The organism is Rhodopseudomonas pentothenatexigens (assembly GCF_900218015.1).
GTDB lineage: Bacteria > Pseudomonadota > Alphaproteobacteria > Rhizobiales > Xanthobacteraceae > Rhodopseudomonas > Rhodopseudomonas pentothenatexigens.
In genome coordinates, this window is record NZ_UFQQ01000033.1 from 1 (window position 1) to 20055 (window position 20055).

The window sequence follows — 20055 nt, forward strand, 5'->3', positions numbered from 1 at the left end:
TCGTACTCGGCCATCAGAAACCGCCATTTCTGGATGTAATTCCGCTCGATCGTCCGGTCGAAACTGTTGTCGCGCATCGAAGCCTCCCTGATGGGTGGATTCGATCACCGAATTATTGAACTTGCACAGCAATGACGGGGAGGGGTTGTCTGAATGGCTTTATGCCACGCTCACGCTTCGGCGTCAGCCTTACCGACGGCCCACAGCGCGAACGCATAGACGATCGCGATTTCGTCGAGGCGGCTGAAGCGGCCGGAGGCGCCGCCGTGGCCGGCGCCCATGTTGATGCGCAGCAGCACCGGGCCGCCGCCGGTCATGGTGGCGCGCAGCCGCGCGACCCATTTGGCGGGCTCCCAATAGGTGACGCGCGGATCGGTGAGGCCACCCATCGCCAGGATCGCCGGATAGTCCTTTGCGGCGACGTTGTCGTAGGGCGAATACGACAGGATGGTCTTGAAGTCGGCTTCGCTCGCAATCGGATTGCCCCACTCCGGCCACTCGGGAGGGGTCAGCGGCAGGGTGTCGTCCAGCATGGTGTTGAGCACGTCGACGAACGGCACCTCGGCGACGATGCCGGCGAACAGTTCTCCGGCGCGATTGGCGACGGCGCCCATCAGCATGCCGCCGGCGCTGCCGCCGTGGGCGACGATGCGCTTGGGCGAGGTGTAGTTCGCAGCACACAGCGCGCGGGCACTGGCGGCGAAGTCGTCGAACGAGTTGGTCTTCTTCTCGCGCTTGCCGTCGAGATACCAGCCCCAGCCCTTGTCGGCGCCGCCGCGGATATGGGCGATCGCATACACGAAGCCGCGATCGACCAGCGACAGCGCGTTGGCCGAAAAGCCGGCGCCCATCGCATGGCCGTAGGAGCCGTAGCCATACAGCAGCAGCGGCGCCTTGCCGTCGAGCTCGAGGCCGGCCCGATGCAGGATCGACACCGGCACCTCGGCGCCGTCGTCCGCCTTCGCCATGATCCGGGTGGTGACGTAATCGGCCGGGTTGTGGCCGGACGGAATCTCCTGGCGCTTGCGCAAGACGCGCTGCCGCGTCGCCATGTCGTAGTCATAGACTTCCGACGGCGTCGTCATCGACGAATACGAGAACCGTAAGTTGGTGGTGTCGAACTCGTAGCCGCCGATAGTGCCGAGCGAATACGCGGTCTCGGCGAACGCGATGGCGTGTTCGTCGCCACTCTTGAGATCGCGGATGGTGATCGACGGCAGCGCATTGGCGCGCTCCAGCCGGATCAGGTGGCCGGTGGTGAGATCGAAATCGATCACATAGATGCCGGCGCGATGCGGGATCAGGTCACGCCAGTTGTTGCGGGTCGGCTCAGCCAGCGGCGCGGTGACGATCTTGAAGTCGATCGCGCCGTCGGCATTGGTCAGGATGAACAGTTCGTCGCCGCGGTCGCCGAGCGAATACTGCACGCCGAGTTCGCGCTTGGCGACCAGACGCGGCGGCGCGGTCGGATCGGAGACGTCGATCAGTCGCTGCTCGGAAGTCTCGTGATCGCCGCCGGCGATGACGCAGAACCGGCCGCTGGTGCTCTCGTGGATGTGAGTGAACCAGCCGGAATCCGGCTCTTCGTAAATCAGGAGGTCGTCGGCCTGCTTCGTGCCGAGCTTGTGCAGCCACACCTGCATCGGGCGGTGGTTGTCGTCGAGCTTGACGTAGAAGAACGCGCTCGAATCCGCGGTCCACACCAGGCCGCCGTCGGTCTCCTCGACCACGTCGGGCAGGTCCTGCTTGGTCGCCCAGTCGCGGACGCGGATGGTGTAGTATTCGGAGCCCTTGGTGTCGGCGCTCCAGCCTTCGAGCTTATGATCGAGCGAATGCCGGCGGTCGCCGAACTGGAAGTAGTCGTGGCCCTTGGCGAGCTCGTCGCCGTCGAGGATGATGTCGATCTCGCCGCTGCCGTCGCGCGCGACGCGGCCGTACAGCGGATGCTGGCCGCCCTCGCGATATTTGCGCAAGTAAGCGTAAGGCCCATCCGGCGACGGGACGCTGGAATCGTCCTCCTTGATCCTGCCGCGCATCTCGGCGACCAGCTTCTTCTGCAAACTCGTGGTGTGGCCGAGCACGCTGTCGGTGTAGCCGTTCTCGGCCTCGAGATAGCTGCGGATGTCCGGCTCGAGCAGCGAGGGATCGCGCAGCACCTCCTGCCAGTTCGGATCCTTCAGCCAGGCATAGTCGTCGGTCAGCGTGATGCCGTGGGTGGTGAAGCTATGCGGACGGCGCGGCGCGACCGGCGGTTGCTGGTTGGCGGCACGGGGCAGGGCAGAGGTCATCGGCAGGTCTCGTTCAGGGTGGGTCGGGCAGGCTTAGCACGTTTCCGCCTTGCGGCGCCGGGCGGATTGCGCTGGATAGGCGCCGGGCGCCGGTTCCGGCGGCCCGATGTGGACAAGTGACGGGATTGGATGATGGCGGATTTTCACGGCGTGTTCCCTTATCTGGTGTCTCCGCTCGATGCGGAAGGCCGCGTTCGCGCCGATGTGATGGGCCGGCTGTGCGACGATCTGATCCAGGCCGGCGTGCACGGGCTGACGCCGCTCGGCTCGACCGGCGAATTCGCCTATCTCGGCACCGCACAACGCGAAGCGGTGGTGCGGGCGACGATCGAGGCCGCGCAGCACCGCGTGCCGGTGGTCGCCGGCGTCGCCTCGACCTCGGTGGCGGATGCGGTGGCGCAGGCGAGGCTTTACGAGAAGCTGGGCGCCGACGGCATCCTGGCGATTCTCGAAGCGTATTTCCCGCTCAAGGACGCGCAGATCGAAAGCTATTTCCGCGCCATCGCCGATGCGGTCGAGATCCCGGTGGTGATCTACACCAACCCGCAATTCCAGCGCTCGGATCTGACGCTCGACGTGATCGCCCGGCTCGCCGAGCATCCGCGGATTCGCTACATCAAGGACGCTTCGACCAATACTGGGCGGCTGCTGTCGATCATGGGTCGCTGCGGCGACGCACTGCAGGTGTTCTCGGCCTCGGCGCACATTCCCGCGGCGGTGATGCTGATCGGCGGCGTCGGCTGGATGGCCGGCCCCGCCTGCATCGCGCCGCGCCAGAGCGTTGCGCTCTACGAGCTGTGCAAGGCGCAGCGCTGGGACGAGGCCTTGAAGCTGCAGCGCAAGCTGTGGCGCGTCAACGAAGCCTTCGCCAAATTCAACCTCGCCGCCTGCATCAAGGCCGGCCTGTCGCTGCAAGGCTACGACGTCGGCGATCCCGTCCCCCCGCAAGCCGCGCTGACCACCGAGGAGCGGAAAGCGGTGGAGAAGGTGCTGGCCGAGATCGCGTAAGTACGCCACGCGTCGCAGCGCGCTCCCCTCCCCCTTGCGGGGAGGGGTAGGGGGTGGGGGTCCCCAGGCACGGCTTGTCTTTGGGTCGTTCAACTCTGCCGTTGTCACGTTGACGGTCGCACCGCTTCGCTCGTGGCACCCCCACCCCCGCCCCCTCCCCGCAAGGGGGAGGGGAGAAGAGGCACCCCTCTTGGCGTACCGCTCGGTTCTCCGCTAAAACTGCGGTCAAGCAAGCAACAAAAGGAAACGGCATGAACATTCTCCCCGGCTCGATGCGGTTCGGCGCGGGTCAGCCCGTCAAGCGTCTGGAAGATCAGCGCCTGCTCACCGGGCACGGCGGCTATCTCGACGACAAGGCCGCCGACGGGGCGTTGTGGCTGGTGGTGATGCGGTCGCCGCATGCGCATGCCGATATCGTTTCGATCGACACCGAGGCGGCGAAGGCGATGCCGGGCGTCGAAGCAGTGCTGACCGGCGCCGATCTCGTCGCCGACGATGTCGGCACCATCCCGACGCTGCCGATCTTCAAGCGGCCGGACGGCTCGCCGATGGCGCTGCCGCTGCGCCGGCTGCTGGCGCACGAGAAAGTCCGCTTCGTCGGCGAGCCGGTCGCCGCCGTGGTCGCGACCTCGCAGCTCGCCGCGCAGGCGGCGATCGAGGCGATCGCGGTCGAGTACCACGAACTGCCGGCGGTGACCGATCCGACCGCGGCGATCCAGCCCGGCGCGCCGGCGGTGTGGGCCGAGACACCCGACAACATCGTGGCCGCGATGAGCTATGGCGATGCCGCCAAGGTCGATGCTGCGTTTGCCAGCGCCGCCCACACCGTGTCGCTCGATCTCGTCAGCCAGCGGCTGATCCCGTCGGCGATGGAGCCGCGCTCGACCATTGCGGAGATCGAGAAGAAGACCGGCCGGCTGATCCTGCACACCCAGTCGCAGACACCGGGCCAGACCCGCGACGCGCTCGCCGAGGCCATTCTGAAGCGGCCGAAGGACAGCATCCAGGTGCTGGTCGGCGACATCGGCGGCGGCTTCGGTCAGAAGACCGGGGTCTATCCGGAAGACGCGCTGGTCGCCTATGCGGCAGTGAAGCTGAACCGCAAGATCCGCTGGCGCGGCGACCGGACCGACGAATTCGTCGGCGGCACCCATGGCCGTGACCTGACCTCGACCGCCTCGCTCGCGCTCGACGCCAAGGGCAAGGTGTTGGCCTATCGCGTCACCTCGATCGGCGGCACCGGGGCCTATCTGGCCGGTGCCGGCGTGATCATCCCGCTGGTGCTCGGCCCGTTCGTGCAGACCGGCGTGTATCACCTGCCGGTGGTGCATTTCGACATCAAGGCGGTGATGACCCACACCGCGCCGGTCGGCGCCTATCGCGGCGCCGGGCGCCCGGAGGCGGTGTACATCGTCGAGCGGTTGATGGACGCTGCGGCGCGCAAGCTGAATATGGATCCGCGCGCGATCCGCAAGATCAACTACATCAAGCCGTCGCAACTGCCCTACACCAACGCGGTCGGGCAGGTGTACGACAGCGGTGCGTTTGCCCACATGATGGACCGCGCTGCCGAACTGTCCGACTGGGACGGCTTCAAGGCGCGCAAGAAGGCGGCGCAGAAGAAGGGCCTGCTCTACGGCCGCGGCGTCACCAGCTACATCGAATGGACCGGCGGCCGCGCCCACACCGAGAACGTCAAGCTGCACGCCACCGCCGAAGGCCGCGTCGTGCTGCATTCCGGCACCCAGGCGATGGGGCAGGGGCTGGAGACCACCTACACTCAGATGATCGCTGCGGCGCTCGAGATTCCGCTCGACAAGATCGATGTCGTGCAGGGCAACACCGATTTGGCGGTCGGCTTCGGCAGCGTCGGCTCGCGCTCGCTGTTTGTCGGCGGCACCGCGGTGGCGGTGGGAAGCGCCGACATGATCACGAAGGCGCGCGAGAAGGCGGCCAACATCCTCGAAGCCTCGATCGAGGACATCGAGTATTCGGGCGGCATGCTGACCATCGCCGGCACCGACCGCAAGATCAGCCTGTTCGAGATCGCCGCCAAGGAGAAGGGCGCGCGCCTCAGCGTCGACTCCACCGGCGAAGTCGATGGCCCGAGCTGGCCGAACGGCGCGCATATCTGCGAAGTCGAGGTCGACCCCGAGACCGGCGTCAGCCGGGTGGTGCGCTACATCACGGTGGACGACGTCGGCAATGCGGTGAATCCGATGCTGGTCGCCGGCCAGATCCACGGCGGCGTCGCCCAGGGCGTCGGCCAGGCGCTGTACGAGAACGCCGCCTACAACGACGACGGCCAGCTCCTGACCGCGAGCTATCTCGACTACTGCATCCCGCGCGCCGACAATCTGCCGCCGATCAACGTTACGCTCGACCCGTCGGCGCCGTGCAAGACCAATCCGCTCGGTGCCAAGGGCTGCGGCGAGTCCGGCGCGATCGGCGGTCCGCCCTGCGTGGTGCACGGCGTGCTCGACGCGCTGGCTCCGCTCGGCGTCACCACGCTGAACACGCCGCTGACCCCGGAAAAGGTCTGGCGTGCGATCCAGGATGCCAAGTCGGCCCAGGCGGCTTAGAACCTCAACGCCCGCAATACCGACAAAGACACACCGGCGCATGCTATGCTGCGCCGGTTCGCGTGCGGGAGAGATCGATGCGGAAGTTTCTGACGGTGCTGGCGGCGCTCGCCACCCTGAGCCTGAGCAATTGCGGCTACAACACCATCCAGAGCGAAGACCAGGAGGTGAAGTCGACCTGGTCGGAGGTGGTGAACCAGTATCAGCGGCGTGCCGATCTGGTGCCGAACCTCGTCAATTCGGTGAAGGGTTTCGCGCAGCAGGAAAAGGACGTGCTGCTCGGCGTCACCAACGCCCGCGCCAAGGTCGGCAGCATCCAGGCGACGCCCGAGGTGCTGAGCGATCCCGCCGCATTCCAGAAATTCCAGCAGGCGCAAGGCGAATTGTCCAGCGCGCTGTCGCGGCTCCTGGTCGTCACCGAGAACTATCCGCAGCTCAAGTCGGATGAACTGTTCAAGAACCTGATGGCGCAGCTCGAAGGCACCGAGAACCGCATCACGGTGGCGCGCAACCGCTACATCAAGGCTGTAGCGGCCTACAACGTCACGGTGCGCTCGGTGCCGACCAATTTCACCGCAATGCTGTTCGGCTACAAGGAGAAGCCGAACTTCACGGTGGAGAACGAGAAGGAAATCTCGACGGCGCCGAAGGTGGACTTCACTCCGGCGCCGGCCCCGGCTCCGGCCAAGTAAGGCGATGATCGCGACGATGCGCGCCGTCCGCGCCGCGGGCCTCGCGCTGCTGCTGTGCGTGATCGCCGCGGCGCTGGCTCCGTTCGCGCGGGCCGAGGTCGCGGTGCCGGCGCTGACCGGTCGCGTCGTCGATCAGACCGGCACGCTGTCGGCCGATGCGGTGGCACGGCTCGATCAGAAGCTGAAGGCGTTCGAGGCGCGGAAGGGCAGCCAGATCGCGGTGCTGATTGTGCCGACGACGCAGCCCGAGGCGATCGAGCAGTTCTCGATCCGGGTCGCCGAAATCTGGAAGATCGGCCGGAACAAGGTCGATGACGGCGCGATCCTGCTGATCGCCAAGAACGATCGCAAGCTGCGTATCGAGGTCGGCTACGGCCTCGAAGGCGCGCTGCCGGACGTCACCGCCAAACGCATCATCGACGAGATCATCACGCCGAAATTCAAGGCCGGCGATTTCGACGGCGGCGTCGAGGCCGGCGTCGACCGGATGATCGGCGTGATCGACGGAGAGCCGCTGCCGGCGCCGCAGCCGCAGCACGAGTGGTCGTCGCCGGAATCGATGGACGAACTGACCGGCTGGGCGATCCCGCTGTTGTTCGGCACGCTGGTACTCAATGGCTTCTTGAAGGCGGCGCTCGGCCGCGTCGCCGCCTCCGGGCTCACCGGCGTCATCGTCGGCGCGGTGGCGATGCTGTTCGGCCTGGTGTGGTACATCGCGCTGGTCGCGGGCTGCGCCGCGTTCCTGCTGGCGCTGTTCATCGATCTGTTCGGCGGACCGACGATCTCCTCCGGGCGCCGCGGCGGCTGGTCCGGCGGTGGGGGGGCGTGGTCGAGCGGGTCGGGCAGCAGCGGCGGCGGCTTCAGCGGCGGGGGCGGCAGCTTCGGCGGCGGCGGCGCCTCGGGCAATTGGTGAGCGGAGATACGCGATGGGCATCCGGCGGATCGGCAAGCACCTGTTCACCAGCCGCGGCAAGGTTCACCGCGCGTTCTCGCCCGATGCTTTCGACGCGATCGAACGCGCCATCAAGGCGAGCGAGACCCGCCACGCCGGGCAGATCCGCTTCGTCGTCGAGGGGGCGCTCGACGGCGCGCCGCTGTTCCGCGACCAGCCGGCGCGCGAACGCGCGCTCGACATCTTCTCGCAGCTTCGGATCTGGGACACCGAGCACAACAACGGTGTGCTGATCTATCTGCTGCTCGCCGACCACAACGTCGAAATCATCGCCGACCGCGGCATCGATGCGCGGGTCGGCGCCGAGGCGTGGGAAGCGATCTGCCGAGAGATGGAGGCGGAGTTTCGCCAAGGCCGGTTCGAGCAGGGCGTGCTGCGCGGCATCGACCGTATCACCGCGCATCTGGCCGAGCACTTTCCGCGTAACGGCCCCAACGACAACGAACTGCCCGACGCGCCGGTGGTGGTGTAGAGCGGCTCTGCTTTAGATAGAGCCGCGCCGCGGCATGCCCTCCACGGGCAGCCTTGAGGTTGAGGAGGCGCGAAGCGACGTCCCGCCGCGTCGTCTCGGCCGCGGCCTTTTCGAACTTCTCGTTCATCATTCTGGAATGCGCTGGGCCGCGGCCCCTTGCGCTTGCGACTAATTCGTAATATTAAAAGTTACATGAAACGAGACAGCCGTCTGTCGTCGGTGTTGCACGCGCTGCTGCATATGGCGGAGCGCGGCGAGCCGATGACTTCCGAAACGCTCGCGGTCTGCATGTGTACCAATCCGGTGGTGGTGCGGCGGACGATGGGCCTGCTGCGCGATGCCGGGCTGGTCGCGTCCGCCCGCGGGCCGTCTGGTGGGTGGCAGATCGTCGCCGATCTGAACTCGGTCACCTTGCGCGATCTCTACGATGCGCTCGGCGAGCCGACGGTGTTCGCGATCGGCAACCGCCACGAAGCGCCGCAATGTCTGGTCGAGCAGGCGGTGAACGCCGCGCTCGACGACGCGTTCGCCGACGCTGAAGCGCTGCTGCTGGACCGGCTCGGCAAGATCACGCTGGCCAGATTGTCGGCCGACTTCAACCGCCGCTACGCTGCGCATCGGACGCGCGCCTGAGGGAGTTCACATGTACCACGACGTCATTGTCATCGGCGGCTCCTATGCCGGAATGGCCGCCGCGCTCCAGCTCGTTCGTGCGCGCCGCAGCGTGCGGGTGATCGATGCGGGCCGGCGCCGCAACCGCTTCGCCGCGCATTCGCACGGCTTCCTGTCGCAGGACGGCGCCGATCCGGCGGCGATTGCTGCCACCGCGCGCCGGCAGCTCGAAGCCTACCCGACGCTGAGCTGGGTCGACGATACCGCGCACGCAGCGAGCGGCCGCAAAGACGCGTTCGTGGTCGACACCGGCGACGGCGCACGACACCACGCCCGGCGGCTGTTGTTCGCCACCGGCGTCTCCGACACGCTGCCGGCGATCGCAGGGCTGCAGGAGCGCTGGGGCTTCAGCGTGTTTCTCTGTCCGTATTGCCACGGCTACGAGCTCGACAAAGGCCGCATCGCAGTGATCGCCACCGGGCCGATGTCGCTGCATCAGGCGCAGTTGCTGCCGGAATGGGGCGAGGTGACGCTGTTCACCAACGCCGCGGTGGTGCTCGACGACGCCGGGCGGGACGATCTGGCCGCGCGTGGCGTCACCATCGACGAGACGCCGGTCGCGCGGGTCGACGGCCACGCCGATGTCGTGCTGAGCGACGGAAGGACGCTGCCGTTCGCCGGCATCTTCACCACCAGCCGCAACGCGCCGGCGACGCCGATCGCACAAGCGCTGGGGTGCGCGCTCACCGAAACCCCGTTCGGCACCCAGATTCAAACCGATGACGGCAAGCAGACCAGCGTGCCCGGTGCGTTCGCCTGCGGCGACGCGGCACGGGTGCCGCATTCGCTGTCGCTGGCGATCGCCGACGGGGCCTGGGCCGGCGCCGGCCTGCACCGGTCGCTGGTCTGGCCGGAGGCATGAGCGCCGTATAGCGCGCTCACGCCGGACCGGACGCTACGCCTTCGCCGATGGCCGGGCGTCGATCCGCTTGAACCACTCCGCGATGGTGGTGTTGGCCGGATCGAGCGGCTGGCCGACCTTCGCGCCGAAATCGAGCCAGCCGTACAGCAGCAGATCGGCGAGCGTCAGCCGCGAGCCGCAGACGTAGTCCTTGCCCTGCATCTGCTGGTTCATCCACCGGATCCGGTCGGCCGCCATCTTCTTCAGGCCCGGCGCCGCCTCCGGCACGCACACCATACGGTCCTGAAACATCTTCAGGCCTTCGGCGAAGCGGAAGCCGTTGGTCAGCGGCTCGCAGATGTAGAGGTCGATCCGCCGCGTCCACATCCGGCATTCGGCGCGCTCTTCCGGCGTGGTGCCGATCAGCGGCGGCTCTGGATGCTTCTCCTCGAGATATTCGCAGATCGCGGTGACCTCCGCCAAGAAGCTGCCATTGTCGAGTTCGAGAGTAGGAGTCTGGCCGTGGGGATTGCGCACGAGATGTTCGGGCTTTCGATTCTCGCCGGCGCGGATGTCGAGCGTTTGGGTCGGAATCGTCAGACCCTTTTCGGCGATGAACATTCGCACCAGGCGCGGATTGGGTCCGATCGAATCGTACAGCTTCATGGTCGTCTCCCTGATCGGCGCTTGGCTGCGCCTTGTGATGATCGATCTGTCCTAGCCCGGGACACCGTGCGGTGCAAAGCCGCGCGGTGAGAATTCCTGTGCGCGCTCTTCACGATTCGTGAAATTTCCGTAACCGTCGGGGGAAGTAACGATTTCGCAAGTAATCAAAGTTAGCGATTAGTAGCAGTTTGATCCGGAGGATGAGAGACGTGGACGAGCATCGCAACGAGCCCATCGGCGAACAGCAGACCGGCCCGGCCGCCGCGGCCGAAGGAGCGCAGTCCGCTGCGTCCCGGGACGACAGCTCGGCCGCGGACCACGCGACGCCGGCCAACTCGCACGCCGCCACAGACGCCGCCAAGCCGGACGCCGGTCAGTCGGAGGCCGATGCGGCAGCCGGCGGCAGCCGTCCGCGTCCCGGAACGGTGACGATCATGGCGCCGTCGCGCCGTGAGGATCTGTATCGGCATTGGGACGACGAAATCGAAGTCGAGGCGCCGGACGAGGCCAGCCAATCCGCCGCTCACCGCTTCGGTTTGCGCAAGCTCGCGGCCGTCGCCGCCGCGGTGATTCTCGCGGCGATCGCCGGCGCGGTCGGTGGCGCGCTCGCCACCGCCGGGCTGTCGCAGCGGAGCGACGCCGACACCACCGCGGCGTCGGCGCAGGTCAAGACTCTTGACACGCAGGTCGCCCAGTTGCAGACCGAACTGTCGGCGCTCAAGGCGGATCTCGATCGCGCCGCCAAGCAGAGTTCGGCGCAGCTCGGCAAGACGGCGGACCGGATCGAAAAGCTGGAAAAGGCGCAGGCCGAACCGGCGGCGAAGCTCGCCAAGCTGACCGAGACGGTCGAGAAGCTGCGCACCGCGCAGGCGCAACCGGCCGCAACGCCGGCACCGGCCAACGTCGCAGCCGTCGCCGCCAAGGACGTCACCGGCTCGATCGCGCCCAAGCCCGAGCCGGCGAAGTCGCAGCCGGGCCGGTTGCCGACGATCGATGGTTGGGTGCTGCGCGACGTCTATGACGGTGGCGCGGTGGTCGAAGGCCGCTCCGGCACCTACGAAGTCTATGCCGGTGACCCGCTCCCGGGTGTCGGCCGGGTCGATGCGATTCGCCGGCAGGACGGTCGCTGGGTGGTGGTCACCAGCCGCGGGCTGATCGTCTCGCGCTGAGCGCGCAGCGTCATTCCTAAAACTTTAGCGGCGCCGGCTGTAAGACAGCCGGCGCCGTTTTGATTTGGCTTCCCCGCGGAGCCTCGCTGCCACCGCGGGTTGTTTCAGCTCACGCCCCGGCTCTGGCCCTGCTCGCGGCGATCTGCTGGAGCGCCCAGCGGGCGTTCTTGCGGACATCCGGATCGAGGTCGTCGGCGATCAGCACCAGATAAGGCTCGCCGTCGGGGGAGGCGATCTCGCCCAGCGCGGCGGCTGCTTCTTTCCGGAGATTGGCCTGTTCGTGGGTGACGCATTGGCCGATCGGCCGCACCGCCTGCAGCGCCTTGAGCCGTCCGAGGCTGCGGATCGCCTTGAGCCGTACCTGCCAGAACTCGTCGGCGAGGCGTCCGATCAGCGGCTCGATGGCAATCGCTCCGCGGGCGTTGAGACCGAGTGTTTCCGCCGCCATTTCGCGTACCATCCAGTCGGCATCCTCGAGCGCGCGGACGATGGTTTCGGCGGCGATCTTCATGTGCGAGAACGCCAGCGCGCTCACCGCGGCGCGGCGGACATGCGGATCGGGATCGCCGATCAGCGCCGTCAGCGCCGGGATCGATTCCTCGAGTTTGAGGAAGCCGATCACGCCGATCGCCTGCACCCGCACCGCGGCGTCGCCGTCCTGCAACGCTTCGAGCGCCGGCTTCAGCGTATCCTTGCGCCGCAGCTCCTTCAGCGCCCGCAGCGCGCCGCTGCGGACGAAGGCGTGGCCGTGTTTGACCAGCGGCAGGATCGCGTCGGCCGCCGCCGGGTCCTTGAACTCGGCGAGGCTGTCGGCCGCCGCCGCGGCGACGATGCGCTCCGGATCGACCAGCAGGCGAACCAGCGCCTCGGCGGCCTCCGGTCCGTCGAACTCGCCGAGCGCCATCGCGGTCTGCTGCCGAACGCCGGCGTCGGGATCCGCCACCATGTTGGCGAGGTGGCCGACGGCCGCCGGATCGCCGGAATGGCCGAGCGCGATGATCGCGACCCGTCGCTCCGCCGGGTCTGCCGCCTGCAGGCGGTCGTCGGCGTCGTCGAGATCGTCGTAGGATTCGAACGGGCTCGACATGATCACCTCAACAGATAGGGGATGTTGACGGTGACCGCCCCGGTGGGGCAATCGGCTTCGCACGGCATGCAGTACCAGCATTCGTCGTAGGCCATGTAGGCCTTGCCGGTCATGTCGCTGATCCGCAGGACGTCGAGCGGGCAGACGTCGACGCAGACGGTGCACCCCTTGTCGGCGATGCACTTGGCGTCGTCGACGACGACCGGCACCGTAGTCTGATAACTGGCGAGAGGCATGTGTCCGTTCTCCTGGTTGGGTGTGGGCGTCAGGCGGTGGCGCGGATGCGCTGCTTGTCGTAGAGGTCCTTCTCCTCGTCGGCGATCGGCACGACGTAGGGCTCGACCGCCCGCTTCTCGCTGGTCATCTTGTCATTCTGCTTGCTGAGCAGCGTGTGGCAGAACCAGTTCTCGTTGTCCTTGTCGGGGAAATCGGTGCGCCAGTGATACAGGCCCCACCGGCTCTCCTCGCGATAAAGCGAGGCGTGCGCGGCCATGTCGGCGCAGTCCATGATCGACGCCGTTTCCAGCGCGCGCAGCAGTTCGTGCGAGTTGCGCGCCATCATCCGCTGCTCCATGTCGTCGCGGACCTCGGCGAGCCGGCGCATGCCGAGCTCGTACTTCCGCGTCACCTTCGGCGGCTGCAGATAGTCGTTGACCAGGCGCCGGGCCTTGTACTCGATCTGGTTCGGCGGGATGCCGTCCTCGCGCCGCGTCGGCGCCAGCACCCGGTCGCGCTCGCGCGCGACCTCGGCGGCGTCGATGTCGGCGAAATCGTGGTTGTCGGCGAACTCCATCGCGTCGAGCCCGGCGAACGAGCCGTTGGTGAAGGCGCCGAGCATGTAGTTGTGCGGCACGCTGGCCATGTCGCCGGCGGCGTAGAGCCCCGGCACCGTGGTGCGCGCATTGTCGTCGACGAACACGCCGGAGGCGCTGTGGCCGCTGCACAGGCCGATCTCGGAGATGTGCATCTCGATCGATTCCTGGCGATAGTCGATGCCGCGGCCCTGCTGGAACAGGCCGCGGGTCGGTCGCTCGACCTTGTGAAGAGTCGATTCGATTTCCTCGATGGTCTTGTCGTGCAAGTGCTTGAGCTGCAGGAACACCGGGCCCTTGCCGGACAGCAGCTCGTTGTAGAACTCCAGCATCATCTGGCCCGACCAGTAGTCGCACTCGATGAAGCGGCGGTCCTCGTTATTGGCGGTGTAGGCGCCGAACGGGCCGGCCACATAGGCGCAGGCGGGACCGTTGTAGTCCTTGATCAGCGGATTGATCTGATAGCACTCGAGATTGGCGAGTGCGGCGCCGGCGTGATACGCCATCGCGTAGCCATCGCCGGAATTGGCGGCGTTCTCGTAGGTGCCGAACATGTAGCCCGAGGTCGGCAGCCCGAGCCGGCCGGCGGCGCCGGTGCACAGGATCACCGCCTTGGCCTTGAACACCAGGAACTCGGCGGTGCGGGTGTTGACACTGACCGCGCCGGCGATCCGGCCGTCGGCGCCCTTCAGCAGCCGCGTCGCCATGTAGCGATTGGAGATCAAGATGCGCGCCCGCCGCAACTGCCGGTACAGCGCCTTCTTGACGGTCTCGCCGTTCGGCATCGGCAGCACATAGGTGCCGATGTGGTGCACCTTCTTCACCGCATAATCGCCGTTCTCGTTCTTGAGAAAGCGGATGCCGAAGCTGTCGAGTTCCTCGATGATCGAGTAGCAATTCTGGGCGTATTTGTAGACGGCCTTCTGATCGACGATGCCGTCGTTGGCGATGGTGATTTCCTTGGTGTACTGCTCCGGTGTGGCGTAGCCCGGGATCACCGCGTTGTTGAGGCCGTCCATCCCCATCGAGATCGCGCCGGAGCGCTTGACGTTGGCCTTTTCCAGAAGGACGACGTTCGCCTTCGGGTTCTTCATCTTGGCCTTCAAAGCGGCCATCGGACCGGCGGTGCCGCCGCCGATCACCAACACGTCGCACGATACTTCCGACAGTCCGTCGACTATCTCATCCATCGCCATCTTCTGCTCCTGGTTCCTCGGCGGACCGCCGCTGTGGAGCAGAGTTGTTCAGACGCGCGCCGGACGATAGCAATTAGTTGTCGCCGGCGCGCGATTTCCGAGCGGGGTGTCAGCGCTCGACGAACGCCTTCTCGACCACGAAGTGGCCAGGCTCGCTGTGATTGCCTTCGCGGAAGCCGCGCTCGCTCAGCATCGCCGGCAGTTCGGCGAGCATCGCCGGGTTGCCGCACAGCATCACCCGGTCGGATTCGAGGTCGAGCCCGGACTGGCCGAGATCGTCGAACAACTGGCCCGACGCGATCAGATCGGTGACACGACCGCGGTTGCGGAACGGCTCGCGGGTCACGGTCGGGTAGTAGTGCAGTTTGTCGCGGATCAGGTCGCCGAGGAACTCGTGGCCGCGCAGGCCTTCGACCAGCTGCTCGCCATAGGCCAGTTCGGGAATCTGTCGGCAGCCGTGGACCAGCACGATGGATTCGTAGAGATCGTAGATCTCGGGATCCTTGATCAGGCTGGCGAAAGGGGCCAGTCCGGTGCCGGTCGACAGCAGCAACAGCCGCTTGCCGGGAATCAGATTGCCGGCGATCAGCGTTCCGGTCGCCTTGCGCCCGACCAGGATCTGGTCGCCTTGCTTGATTTTCTGCAACCGTGATGTGAGCGGCCCGTCGGGCACCTTGATGCTGAAGAACTCCAGCTCTTCCTCATGGTTGGCGCTGGCCATGCTGTAGGCGCGCAGCAGCGGCCGGCCGTCGACCTCGAGGCCGATCATGGCGAACTGCCCGCTCTGGAACCGGAAACCCGGATCGCGCGTCGCGGTGAAACTGAACAGCGAGTCGGTCCAATGCCGGACCGACAACACCGTTTCGGTTTGGAATGCACTCATCCTCTTCTCCTCAAGCGCAGGCGTTCCTGCGTCCGATGAGAGGATGTCGCTGATCTTGGCCCCGTTTCGCAATTTCGAAATCGCGGTCGCCGTCAATTAGTTGCAAAATTTCCCGAAGAACTCCTCCAAAAGGCGCGGCGTGCTGTTTTTCCGCGGGTCTGAGCAATTTGTTGCTAGGCCCGATGCGGCCTCGTGCCTAGCCTGGGGCCCTTGCGACAGGAGGGATCTCATGGTGACAGTGCACGCTTCCGGCGAAGTCGAGGCCGATCTCGCGTCCTTGACTCTGCAGAGCGCGGACGGCCGCACAGCCTCCCTGCCTGCCGAGCGGCTGCGGCTCGCCTGCAAATGCGCCCACTGCATACGGGCGCGGATCGACGGCCGTTTCCCGGCCGAGTTTCCCGGCGCGGCGATCGTTGCAGTCCGCGATCTCGGCTACGGACTCAACCTGCAGTTTTCCGACGGCCACGATCGCGGCATCTATCCGCACGCGTATCTGGCGTCGCTGATCGACGCCGACTGAGGCGGCACCGCTCATCGCGATTGCTGGCACGAACATTGCTCCGCGTGTGGTCGGTCTGATCAACGCGAGAGGCAAATCATCGTGCTGCAGGCAGCCAAATCGGCAGCGGACTCGACGTCCACCCTTGGCCCGGCGCGTGTCGGAACGGGCCGGTCGCTTCTTCTCACCGAAAGCCACCAACCCACCGCCGGACCGCCTTCGCTGATCGACCGGCTCAGCCTGCGCGAGCGCGAGTTGGTCCTCAGGCAGGGCCGCCGCAAAGTCCTCAATCGCGGCCAGACGCTGTTCAGCCAGGGCGCGCGGCACGACGGCATCTTCCTGATCGAGAGCGGCCGAATCCGGGTGTTCTACACCTCGCCGCAGGGTCGCGAGATCACGCTGGCCTACTGGCACATCGGCAATTTCGTCGGCGGCCCGGAAGTGTTCGACACCGGCGTGCATCAATGGTCCGGCGTCGCCGCCACCAATGCGGCCGTCGTGCATCTGCCGGGGAGGGAACTACGCTCGCTGGTTGCCGAGGTTCCGAATCTCGCTATCGGCCTGATCGAGGGATTGAGCTTCAAGGGCAAGTGTTACTCGGCGCTCGCGCAGATGCTGGGAACGCGCTCGATCACCCAGCGGCTGGCGCATTTGCTGCTGCAACTGGTCGACCTTTACGGAGTGGATGATGCCGACGGCAAGGTGATTGCAGTCGCATTCACCCACGCCGACATCGCCCACCTGGTCGGTGCGACACGGCAATGGGTCACGATCAGTCTGCGGCGGATGCAGGAAAAGCGCATCGTCCAGACCCGGCGCTCGCAGATCGTGGTGTGCCGGCCCGACATCCTCGAGGAGATGCGCGGCCACGCCACCGACTAATCCCTCTGCCTATGCAAATGGCTCTTAGAAGCAAAATTGCCCAAGGAGTACGCAACCAGCGTTTTGGCGGCAACTAATCCACCCGATGGCCCAGTCCGGATTTGCTCTAAAGGACCGGGCTACCAATCATGGCGACATCAGCCATCCAAACGAACGGGGATGAGAATGGTCAGCCGCTTTCAGAAACTTCTCGTATCGGTCACCTGCCTGACTTGGATCTCGGCCCTGCCGGCCGCAGCAGAAACGATCACCATCGGGATCGGCACCCAGGACACCACGACCAACACGGTGACCGCCGGCACGGTCATTCGGGAGCTTCACCTGCTGGAGAAATATCTCCCCACGACCGGCAAATACGCCAATGTGAAGTTCGAGATCGAGTGGCAGAACTTCACGTCCGGTCCGCCGGTGACCAACGGGATGATGGCGAACAAGCTGCAGTTCGGCATCATGGGCGACTATCCGCTGATCGTGAACGGCTTCACTTTTCAGAACAATCCCGAGAGCAAGAGCCGGCTGATCTCGATCGCCGCCTACAGCATGGCGGGATCCGGCAACGGCATCGTCGTCCACAAGGACTCGCCCTACTATGAGCTGTCCGACCTGAAGGGCAAGCTGGTCAGCGTTCCGTTCGGTTCGGCGGCGCACGGCATGGTGCTGAAGGCGCTGCAGGATCGCAAATATCCGTCCGACTTCTTCCAGCTGGTGAGCCAGAGCCCGGAAGTCGGCTCGACCAATCTGCAGGAAAAGAAGATCGACGCCCACGCCGACTTCGTCCCATTCGCCGAGCTGCTGCCGTTCCGCGGCTACGCCCGCAAAATCTTCGACGGCGTCGAAACCAACCTGCCGACCTTCCATGGCACGGTGGTCCGTACCGATTTCGCCGAAAAATATCCCGAAGTGGTCGTCGCCTACATCAAGGCGGAGATCGCCGCCAATAACTGGCTTCGCCAGGATCCGAAGGTCGCCGCCGAAAAGATCCAGGATTGGACCGGGATCAACAAGGAGGTGGTGTACATTTTCCTCGGACCGAGCGGCAACATGACCACCGACCCGACCATCAAGCCGGCGCTGATCGACGCCGCCGCGACCGACGTCAAGGTGCTGCAGAGCCTCGGGCGGATGAAGGAGTTCGATCCGAAAACGTGGGTCGACGACAGCTATGTCCGCAAGGCCTATGCGGAGCTGAAGCTGGACTACGACAAGGATCTCGCCTCGACCGCCAACTACGAGATTTCCGGTCAGGACAAGTTCTGCAACAAGCCGATCGGCGAGCCGCGCAAGGCCGGCGAGGTCTGGGTCGATGGCGAAGGCATCCTGCCGTTCTCGAGCACGCTGTGCACGCTCGGCGCCTATGCGGACTTCAAGGCCAAGAGCAAGAAGATCAACGTCGCCTACGTGTTCGACGCTTCCCGCGGCATCAAGCTGTTCGCCGACCAGGCGTTCTACGCCGCCGGCAAGGGCGAGATCGTGCCGTTCCTGCTGAAGAAGGACGCCGAGGCCTACGCCGCCAAGGTCAGCGGCAAGGTCGTCGGCTTCGACGACGCACTGAAGCTGGCGGTGGCGGGAGACAAGACGTGAGCAGTCCCGCCCTGATGACGTCGCGCGACCGGATGGCGGCGGCCGCCGCCCCGGTCGCCCCACGCGAAGCCGGCCCGCCGGCTTTCGCAACGCGCGCCTCGCGCTGGTACCGGCTCAACCAGAACAGGCTGCGCGCCGGATTGATCGGCATCGTGTCGCTGCTGCTGTTTCTTCTGGCGTGGCATCTGCTGACGACCTACCGGGTCGTGATGTTTGTGAAGTTCACCAACGTCCCGACGCCGCTCGCGGTGTACGAGAGCTTCACCCGCGCGATGCACGATCCGAAATTCCTGATGCACGTGCTGCTGAGCTGCCGCCGGATCTTCTTCGGTTTCGCGCTGGCGGCGATCGTCGGGGTGCCGCTCGGCCTGATCATGGGACGCTTTCGCCTGGTGCACGAGTTCGTGTTTCCGGTCGCCGAGGTGATGCGGCCGATTCCGGCGATCGCCTGGGTGCCGATGGCGATCATGCTGTGGCCGACCAACGAGCAGAGCATCGTGTTCATCACCTTCATCGGGGCGTTCTTTCCGATCCTGGTCAACACGCTGCACGGCATGACGCTGGTCGATCCGGTGCTGGTGCGGGCCGCCAAATGTCTCGGCGCCCGCGAGGCGTCGATCTTCCGCGAGGTGTATTTCCCGGCGGCGCTGCCGCACATCTTCACCGGACTGACCGTGGGGATGGGCGTCGCCTGGGTGTCGCTGATCGCCGCCGAGATGATCTCGGGACAGTTCGGCATCGGTTACTTCACCTGGGAAGCCTACTCGCTGGTGCAGTATCCCGACATCGCGCTCGGCATGATCGCAATCGGCGTGCTCGGGCTCGGCTCCAGCCTGCTGATCCGCTCGGCCGGCACACTGGTGATGCCATGGAGGCTACGATGAGCCAGTCTGCTTCCGAGGCCCGTCAGGGCCGGATCGAGGTCCGCGATTTCGCGCTCCGCTACGAGACCATCGACGGCTCGGTGGAGGCGGTCACCGACACCCAGATCCATGTCGAGCCCGGCGAGTTCGTGTCGATCGTCGGCCCGTCCGGCTGCGGCAAGTCCACGCTGCTGAATGCGGTCGCCGGCTTCCTGAAGCCGACCAGTGGCGTCGTCACCGTCGACGGCGAGAAGGTGACCGGGCCGAGCGCAGAGCGCGGCATGGTGTTCCAGCAATACTCGCTGTTTCCATGGAAGACCGTGCGCGAGAACGTCGAGTTCGGCCTGAAGATGCGCGGCATGTCCCGCTTCGAGCGCGAACGGGCGGCGCGCACGCTGCTCGGCCTCGCCGGGCTCGAGGCGTTCGAGAAGCACTATCCCGAGCGGCTGTCCGGCGGCATGAAGCAGCGCGTCGGCATCGTTCGTGCACTGGCGACCGGGCCGAAGGTGCTGCTGCTCGACGAGCCGTTCGGCGCGCTCGACGCCCAGACCCGGATCATCATGCAGCAGATCCTCACCAACATGTGGCAGCGGCTGAAGATCTCGGTGCTGTTCGTCACTCACGACATCGACGAGGCGATCTTCCTGTCGGACCGGGTGTATTGCATGACGGCGCGGCCCGGCTCGATCAAGGCGGAGATCCGAATCCCATTGGAGCGGCCGCGGCAGCAGTCGATGATGATGTCGTCGGAATTCCTGGCGCTGCGGCGCGGATTGATGTCGCTGATCCGCGAGGAGAGCCTGAAGGCGATGGGCGGCGAGATCACCGATCTCGGCATGCAGGGGCTCAGCATCGAGCTGCAGGGCCATTCGCTGCCGGAGGTGCTTTAGCGGGACAAGGCCGCTCCGAG

At 66.0% G+C, this 20055-nt stretch carries 19 protein-coding genes; 13 read left to right on the forward strand and 6 right to left on the reverse strand.

From position 1 onward, the window contains the following. Window positions 1–170: 170 nt before the first annotated feature. Window positions 171–2288: a S9 family peptidase gene (locus DWA33_RS21875; RefSeq protein WP_114360614.1), complete on the reverse strand. Its 2118-nt coding sequence runs from the start codon at window positions 2286–2288 to the stop codon at window positions 171–173. A gap of 132 nt (window positions 2289–2420) precedes the next feature. Between DWA33_RS21875 and DWA33_RS21880 the strand changes: the two genes are divergently transcribed. The 7 genes from DWA33_RS21880 to DWA33_RS21910 all read left to right on the forward strand — a co-directional run bounded on the left by DWA33_RS21880 (window position 2421) and on the right by DWA33_RS21910 (window position 9528). Beyond that, on the forward strand, window positions 2421–3296 hold the full coding sequence (locus DWA33_RS21880; protein WP_047309800.1) for a dihydrodipicolinate synthase family protein: 876 nt from the start codon (window positions 2421–2423) through the stop codon (window positions 3294–3296). 251 nt (window positions 3297–3547) lie between these two features. After that, entirely contained in the window at window positions 3548–5878 is a 2331-nt protein-coding gene (locus DWA33_RS21885; protein ID WP_114360615.1) for a xanthine dehydrogenase family protein molybdopterin-binding subunit, read from the forward strand. Window positions 5879–5955: 77 nt separating this feature from the next. Continuing rightward, window positions 5956–6570 (forward strand): LemA family protein, encoded by a 615-nt coding sequence (locus tag DWA33_RS21890; RefSeq protein WP_114360616.1) that lies wholly within the window; start codon window positions 5956–5958, stop codon window positions 6568–6570. Between the two features lie 16 nt (window positions 6571–6586). Further along, window positions 6587–7483 carry a TPM domain-containing protein gene (locus DWA33_RS21895; RefSeq protein WP_114360617.1) on the forward strand — a complete coding sequence of 299 codons (897 nt, stop codon included), beginning with the start codon at window positions 6587–6589 and terminating at the stop codon, window positions 7481–7483. A gap of 13 nt (window positions 7484–7496) precedes the next feature. Then, on the forward strand, window positions 7497–7994 hold the full coding sequence (locus tag DWA33_RS21900) for a TPM domain-containing protein (RefSeq protein ID WP_114360618.1): 498 nt from the start codon (window positions 7497–7499) through the stop codon (window positions 7992–7994). Between the two features lie 192 nt (window positions 7995–8186). Next, window positions 8187–8627, forward strand: a complete 441-nt coding sequence (locus DWA33_RS21905; RefSeq protein ID WP_114360619.1) for an RrF2 family transcriptional regulator — start codon at window positions 8187–8189, stop codon at window positions 8625–8627. 10 nt (window positions 8628–8637) lie between these two features. After that, entirely contained in the window at window positions 8638–9528 is an 891-nt protein-coding gene (locus tag DWA33_RS21910) for an NAD(P)/FAD-dependent oxidoreductase (RefSeq protein ID WP_114360620.1), read from the forward strand. A gap of 33 nt (window positions 9529–9561) precedes the next feature. Here the strand turns inward: DWA33_RS21910 and DWA33_RS21915 are convergent, their stop codons facing one another. Then, entirely contained in the window at window positions 9562–10173 is a 612-nt protein-coding gene (locus DWA33_RS21915) for a glutathione S-transferase family protein (protein ID WP_114360621.1), read from the reverse strand. A gap of 209 nt (window positions 10174–10382) precedes the next feature. On the opposite strand from DWA33_RS21915, the gene DWA33_RS21920 reads away from it, so the two are divergent. Then, window positions 10383–11342: a hypothetical protein gene (locus DWA33_RS21920; RefSeq protein ID WP_114360622.1), complete on the forward strand. Its 960-nt coding sequence runs from the start codon at window positions 10383–10385 to the stop codon at window positions 11340–11342. A 109-nt stretch (window positions 11343–11451) separates the two neighbouring features. On the opposite strand, the gene DWA33_RS21925 is transcribed toward DWA33_RS21920, so the two are convergent. From DWA33_RS21925 to DWA33_RS21940, 4 genes are all read right to left on the reverse strand, one after another. Further along, window positions 11452–12429 carry a HEAT repeat domain-containing protein gene (locus DWA33_RS21925; RefSeq protein ID WP_114360623.1) on the reverse strand — a complete coding sequence of 326 codons (978 nt, stop codon included), beginning with the start codon at window positions 12427–12429 and terminating at the stop codon, window positions 11452–11454. A 2-nt stretch (window positions 12430–12431) separates the two neighbouring features. Further along, window positions 12432–12665, reverse strand: a complete 234-nt coding sequence (locus DWA33_RS21930; RefSeq protein ID WP_114360624.1) for a 4Fe-4S dicluster domain-containing protein — start codon at window positions 12663–12665, stop codon at window positions 12432–12434. Between the two features lie 29 nt (window positions 12666–12694). Then, window positions 12695–14437, reverse strand: a complete 1743-nt coding sequence (locus DWA33_RS21935; protein ID WP_114360625.1) for a fumarate reductase/succinate dehydrogenase flavoprotein subunit — start codon at window positions 14435–14437, stop codon at window positions 12695–12697. Window positions 14438–14546: 109 nt separating this feature from the next. Further along, entirely contained in the window at window positions 14547–15320 is a 774-nt protein-coding gene (locus DWA33_RS21940; protein WP_114360626.1) for a ferredoxin--NADP reductase, read from the reverse strand. A 229-nt stretch (window positions 15321–15549) separates the two neighbouring features. Here DWA33_RS21940 and DWA33_RS21945 point away from each other — a divergent pair, with 229 nt between their 5' ends. From DWA33_RS21945 to DWA33_RS21965, 5 genes are all read left to right on the forward strand, one after another. After that, on the forward strand, window positions 15550–15840 hold the full coding sequence (locus tag DWA33_RS21945) for a DUF971 domain-containing protein (protein WP_114360627.1): 291 nt from the start codon (window positions 15550–15552) through the stop codon (window positions 15838–15840). A gap of 78 nt (window positions 15841–15918) precedes the next feature. Then, window positions 15919–16701, forward strand: a complete 783-nt coding sequence (locus DWA33_RS21950; RefSeq protein WP_114360628.1) for a Crp/Fnr family transcriptional regulator — start codon at window positions 15919–15921, stop codon at window positions 16699–16701. A gap of 165 nt (window positions 16702–16866) precedes the next feature. Beyond that, window positions 16867–18282, forward strand: a complete 1416-nt coding sequence (locus DWA33_RS21955; RefSeq protein WP_114360629.1) for an ABC transporter substrate-binding protein — start codon at window positions 16867–16869, stop codon at window positions 18280–18282. Then, on the forward strand, window positions 18279–19166 hold the full coding sequence (locus DWA33_RS21960; RefSeq protein ID WP_167443260.1) for an ABC transporter permease: 888 nt from the start codon (window positions 18279–18281) through the stop codon (window positions 19164–19166). Before DWA33_RS21955 ends, DWA33_RS21960 begins: the two co-directional genes overlap by 4 nt. Then, complete coding sequence (locus tag DWA33_RS21965; RefSeq protein WP_114360657.1) at window positions 19163–20035, forward strand: ABC transporter ATP-binding protein; 873 nt, start codon at window positions 19163–19165, stop codon at window positions 20033–20035. Before DWA33_RS21960 ends, DWA33_RS21965 begins: the two co-directional genes overlap by 4 nt. Window positions 20036–20055: the final 20 nt, after the last annotated feature.

Excerpts from the sequence above, each read along its gene's own strand:
- DWA33_RS21930 (WP_114360624.1), bottom strand. The coding sequence starts at position 12,665 with ATGCCTCTCGCCAGTTATCAGACTACGGTGCCGGTCGTCGTCGACGAC.
- DWA33_RS21895 (WP_114360617.1), top strand. The coding sequence starts at position 6,587 with ATGCGCGCCGTCCGCGCCGCGGGCCTCGCGCTGCTGCTGTGCGTGATC.
- DWA33_RS21900 (WP_114360618.1), top strand. The coding sequence starts at position 7,497 with ATGGGCATCCGGCGGATCGGCAAGCACCTGTTCACCAGCCGCGGCAAG.
- DWA33_RS21940 (WP_114360626.1), bottom strand. The coding sequence starts at position 15,320 with ATGAGTGCATTCCAAACCGAAACGGTGTTGTCGGTCCGGCATTGGACC.
- DWA33_RS21905 (WP_114360619.1), top strand. The coding sequence starts at position 8,187 with ATGAAACGAGACAGCCGTCTGTCGTCGGTGTTGCACGCGCTGCTGCAT.
- DWA33_RS21935 (WP_114360625.1), bottom strand. The coding sequence starts at position 14,437 with ATGGCGATGGATGAGATAGTCGACGGACTGTCGGAAGTATCGTGCGAC.
- DWA33_RS21965 (WP_114360657.1), top strand. The coding sequence starts at position 19,163 with ATGAGCCAGTCTGCTTCCGAGGCCCGTCAGGGCCGGATCGAGGTCCGC.
- DWA33_RS21890 (WP_114360616.1), top strand. The coding sequence starts at position 5,956 with ATGCGGAAGTTTCTGACGGTGCTGGCGGCGCTCGCCACCCTGAGCCTG.
- DWA33_RS21955 (WP_114360629.1), top strand. The coding sequence starts at position 16,867 with ATGGTCAGCCGCTTTCAGAAACTTCTCGTATCGGTCACCTGCCTGACT.
- DWA33_RS21885 (WP_114360615.1), top strand. The coding sequence starts at position 3,548 with ATGAACATTCTCCCCGGCTCGATGCGGTTCGGCGCGGGTCAGCCCGTC.
- DWA33_RS21875 (WP_114360614.1), bottom strand. The coding sequence starts at position 2,288 with ATGACCTCTGCCCTGCCCCGTGCCGCCAACCAGCAACCGCCGGTCGCG.
- DWA33_RS21945 (WP_114360627.1), top strand. The coding sequence starts at position 15,550 with ATGGTGACAGTGCACGCTTCCGGCGAAGTCGAGGCCGATCTCGCGTCC.
- DWA33_RS21880 (WP_047309800.1), top strand. The coding sequence starts at position 2,421 with ATGGCGGATTTTCACGGCGTGTTCCCTTATCTGGTGTCTCCGCTCGAT.
- DWA33_RS21910 (WP_114360620.1), top strand. The coding sequence starts at position 8,638 with ATGTACCACGACGTCATTGTCATCGGCGGCTCCTATGCCGGAATGGCC.
- DWA33_RS21915 (WP_114360621.1), bottom strand. The coding sequence starts at position 10,173 with ATGAAGCTGTACGATTCGATCGGACCCAATCCGCGCCTGGTGCGAATG.
- DWA33_RS21925 (WP_114360623.1), bottom strand. The coding sequence starts at position 12,429 with ATGTCGAGCCCGTTCGAATCCTACGACGATCTCGACGACGCCGACGAC.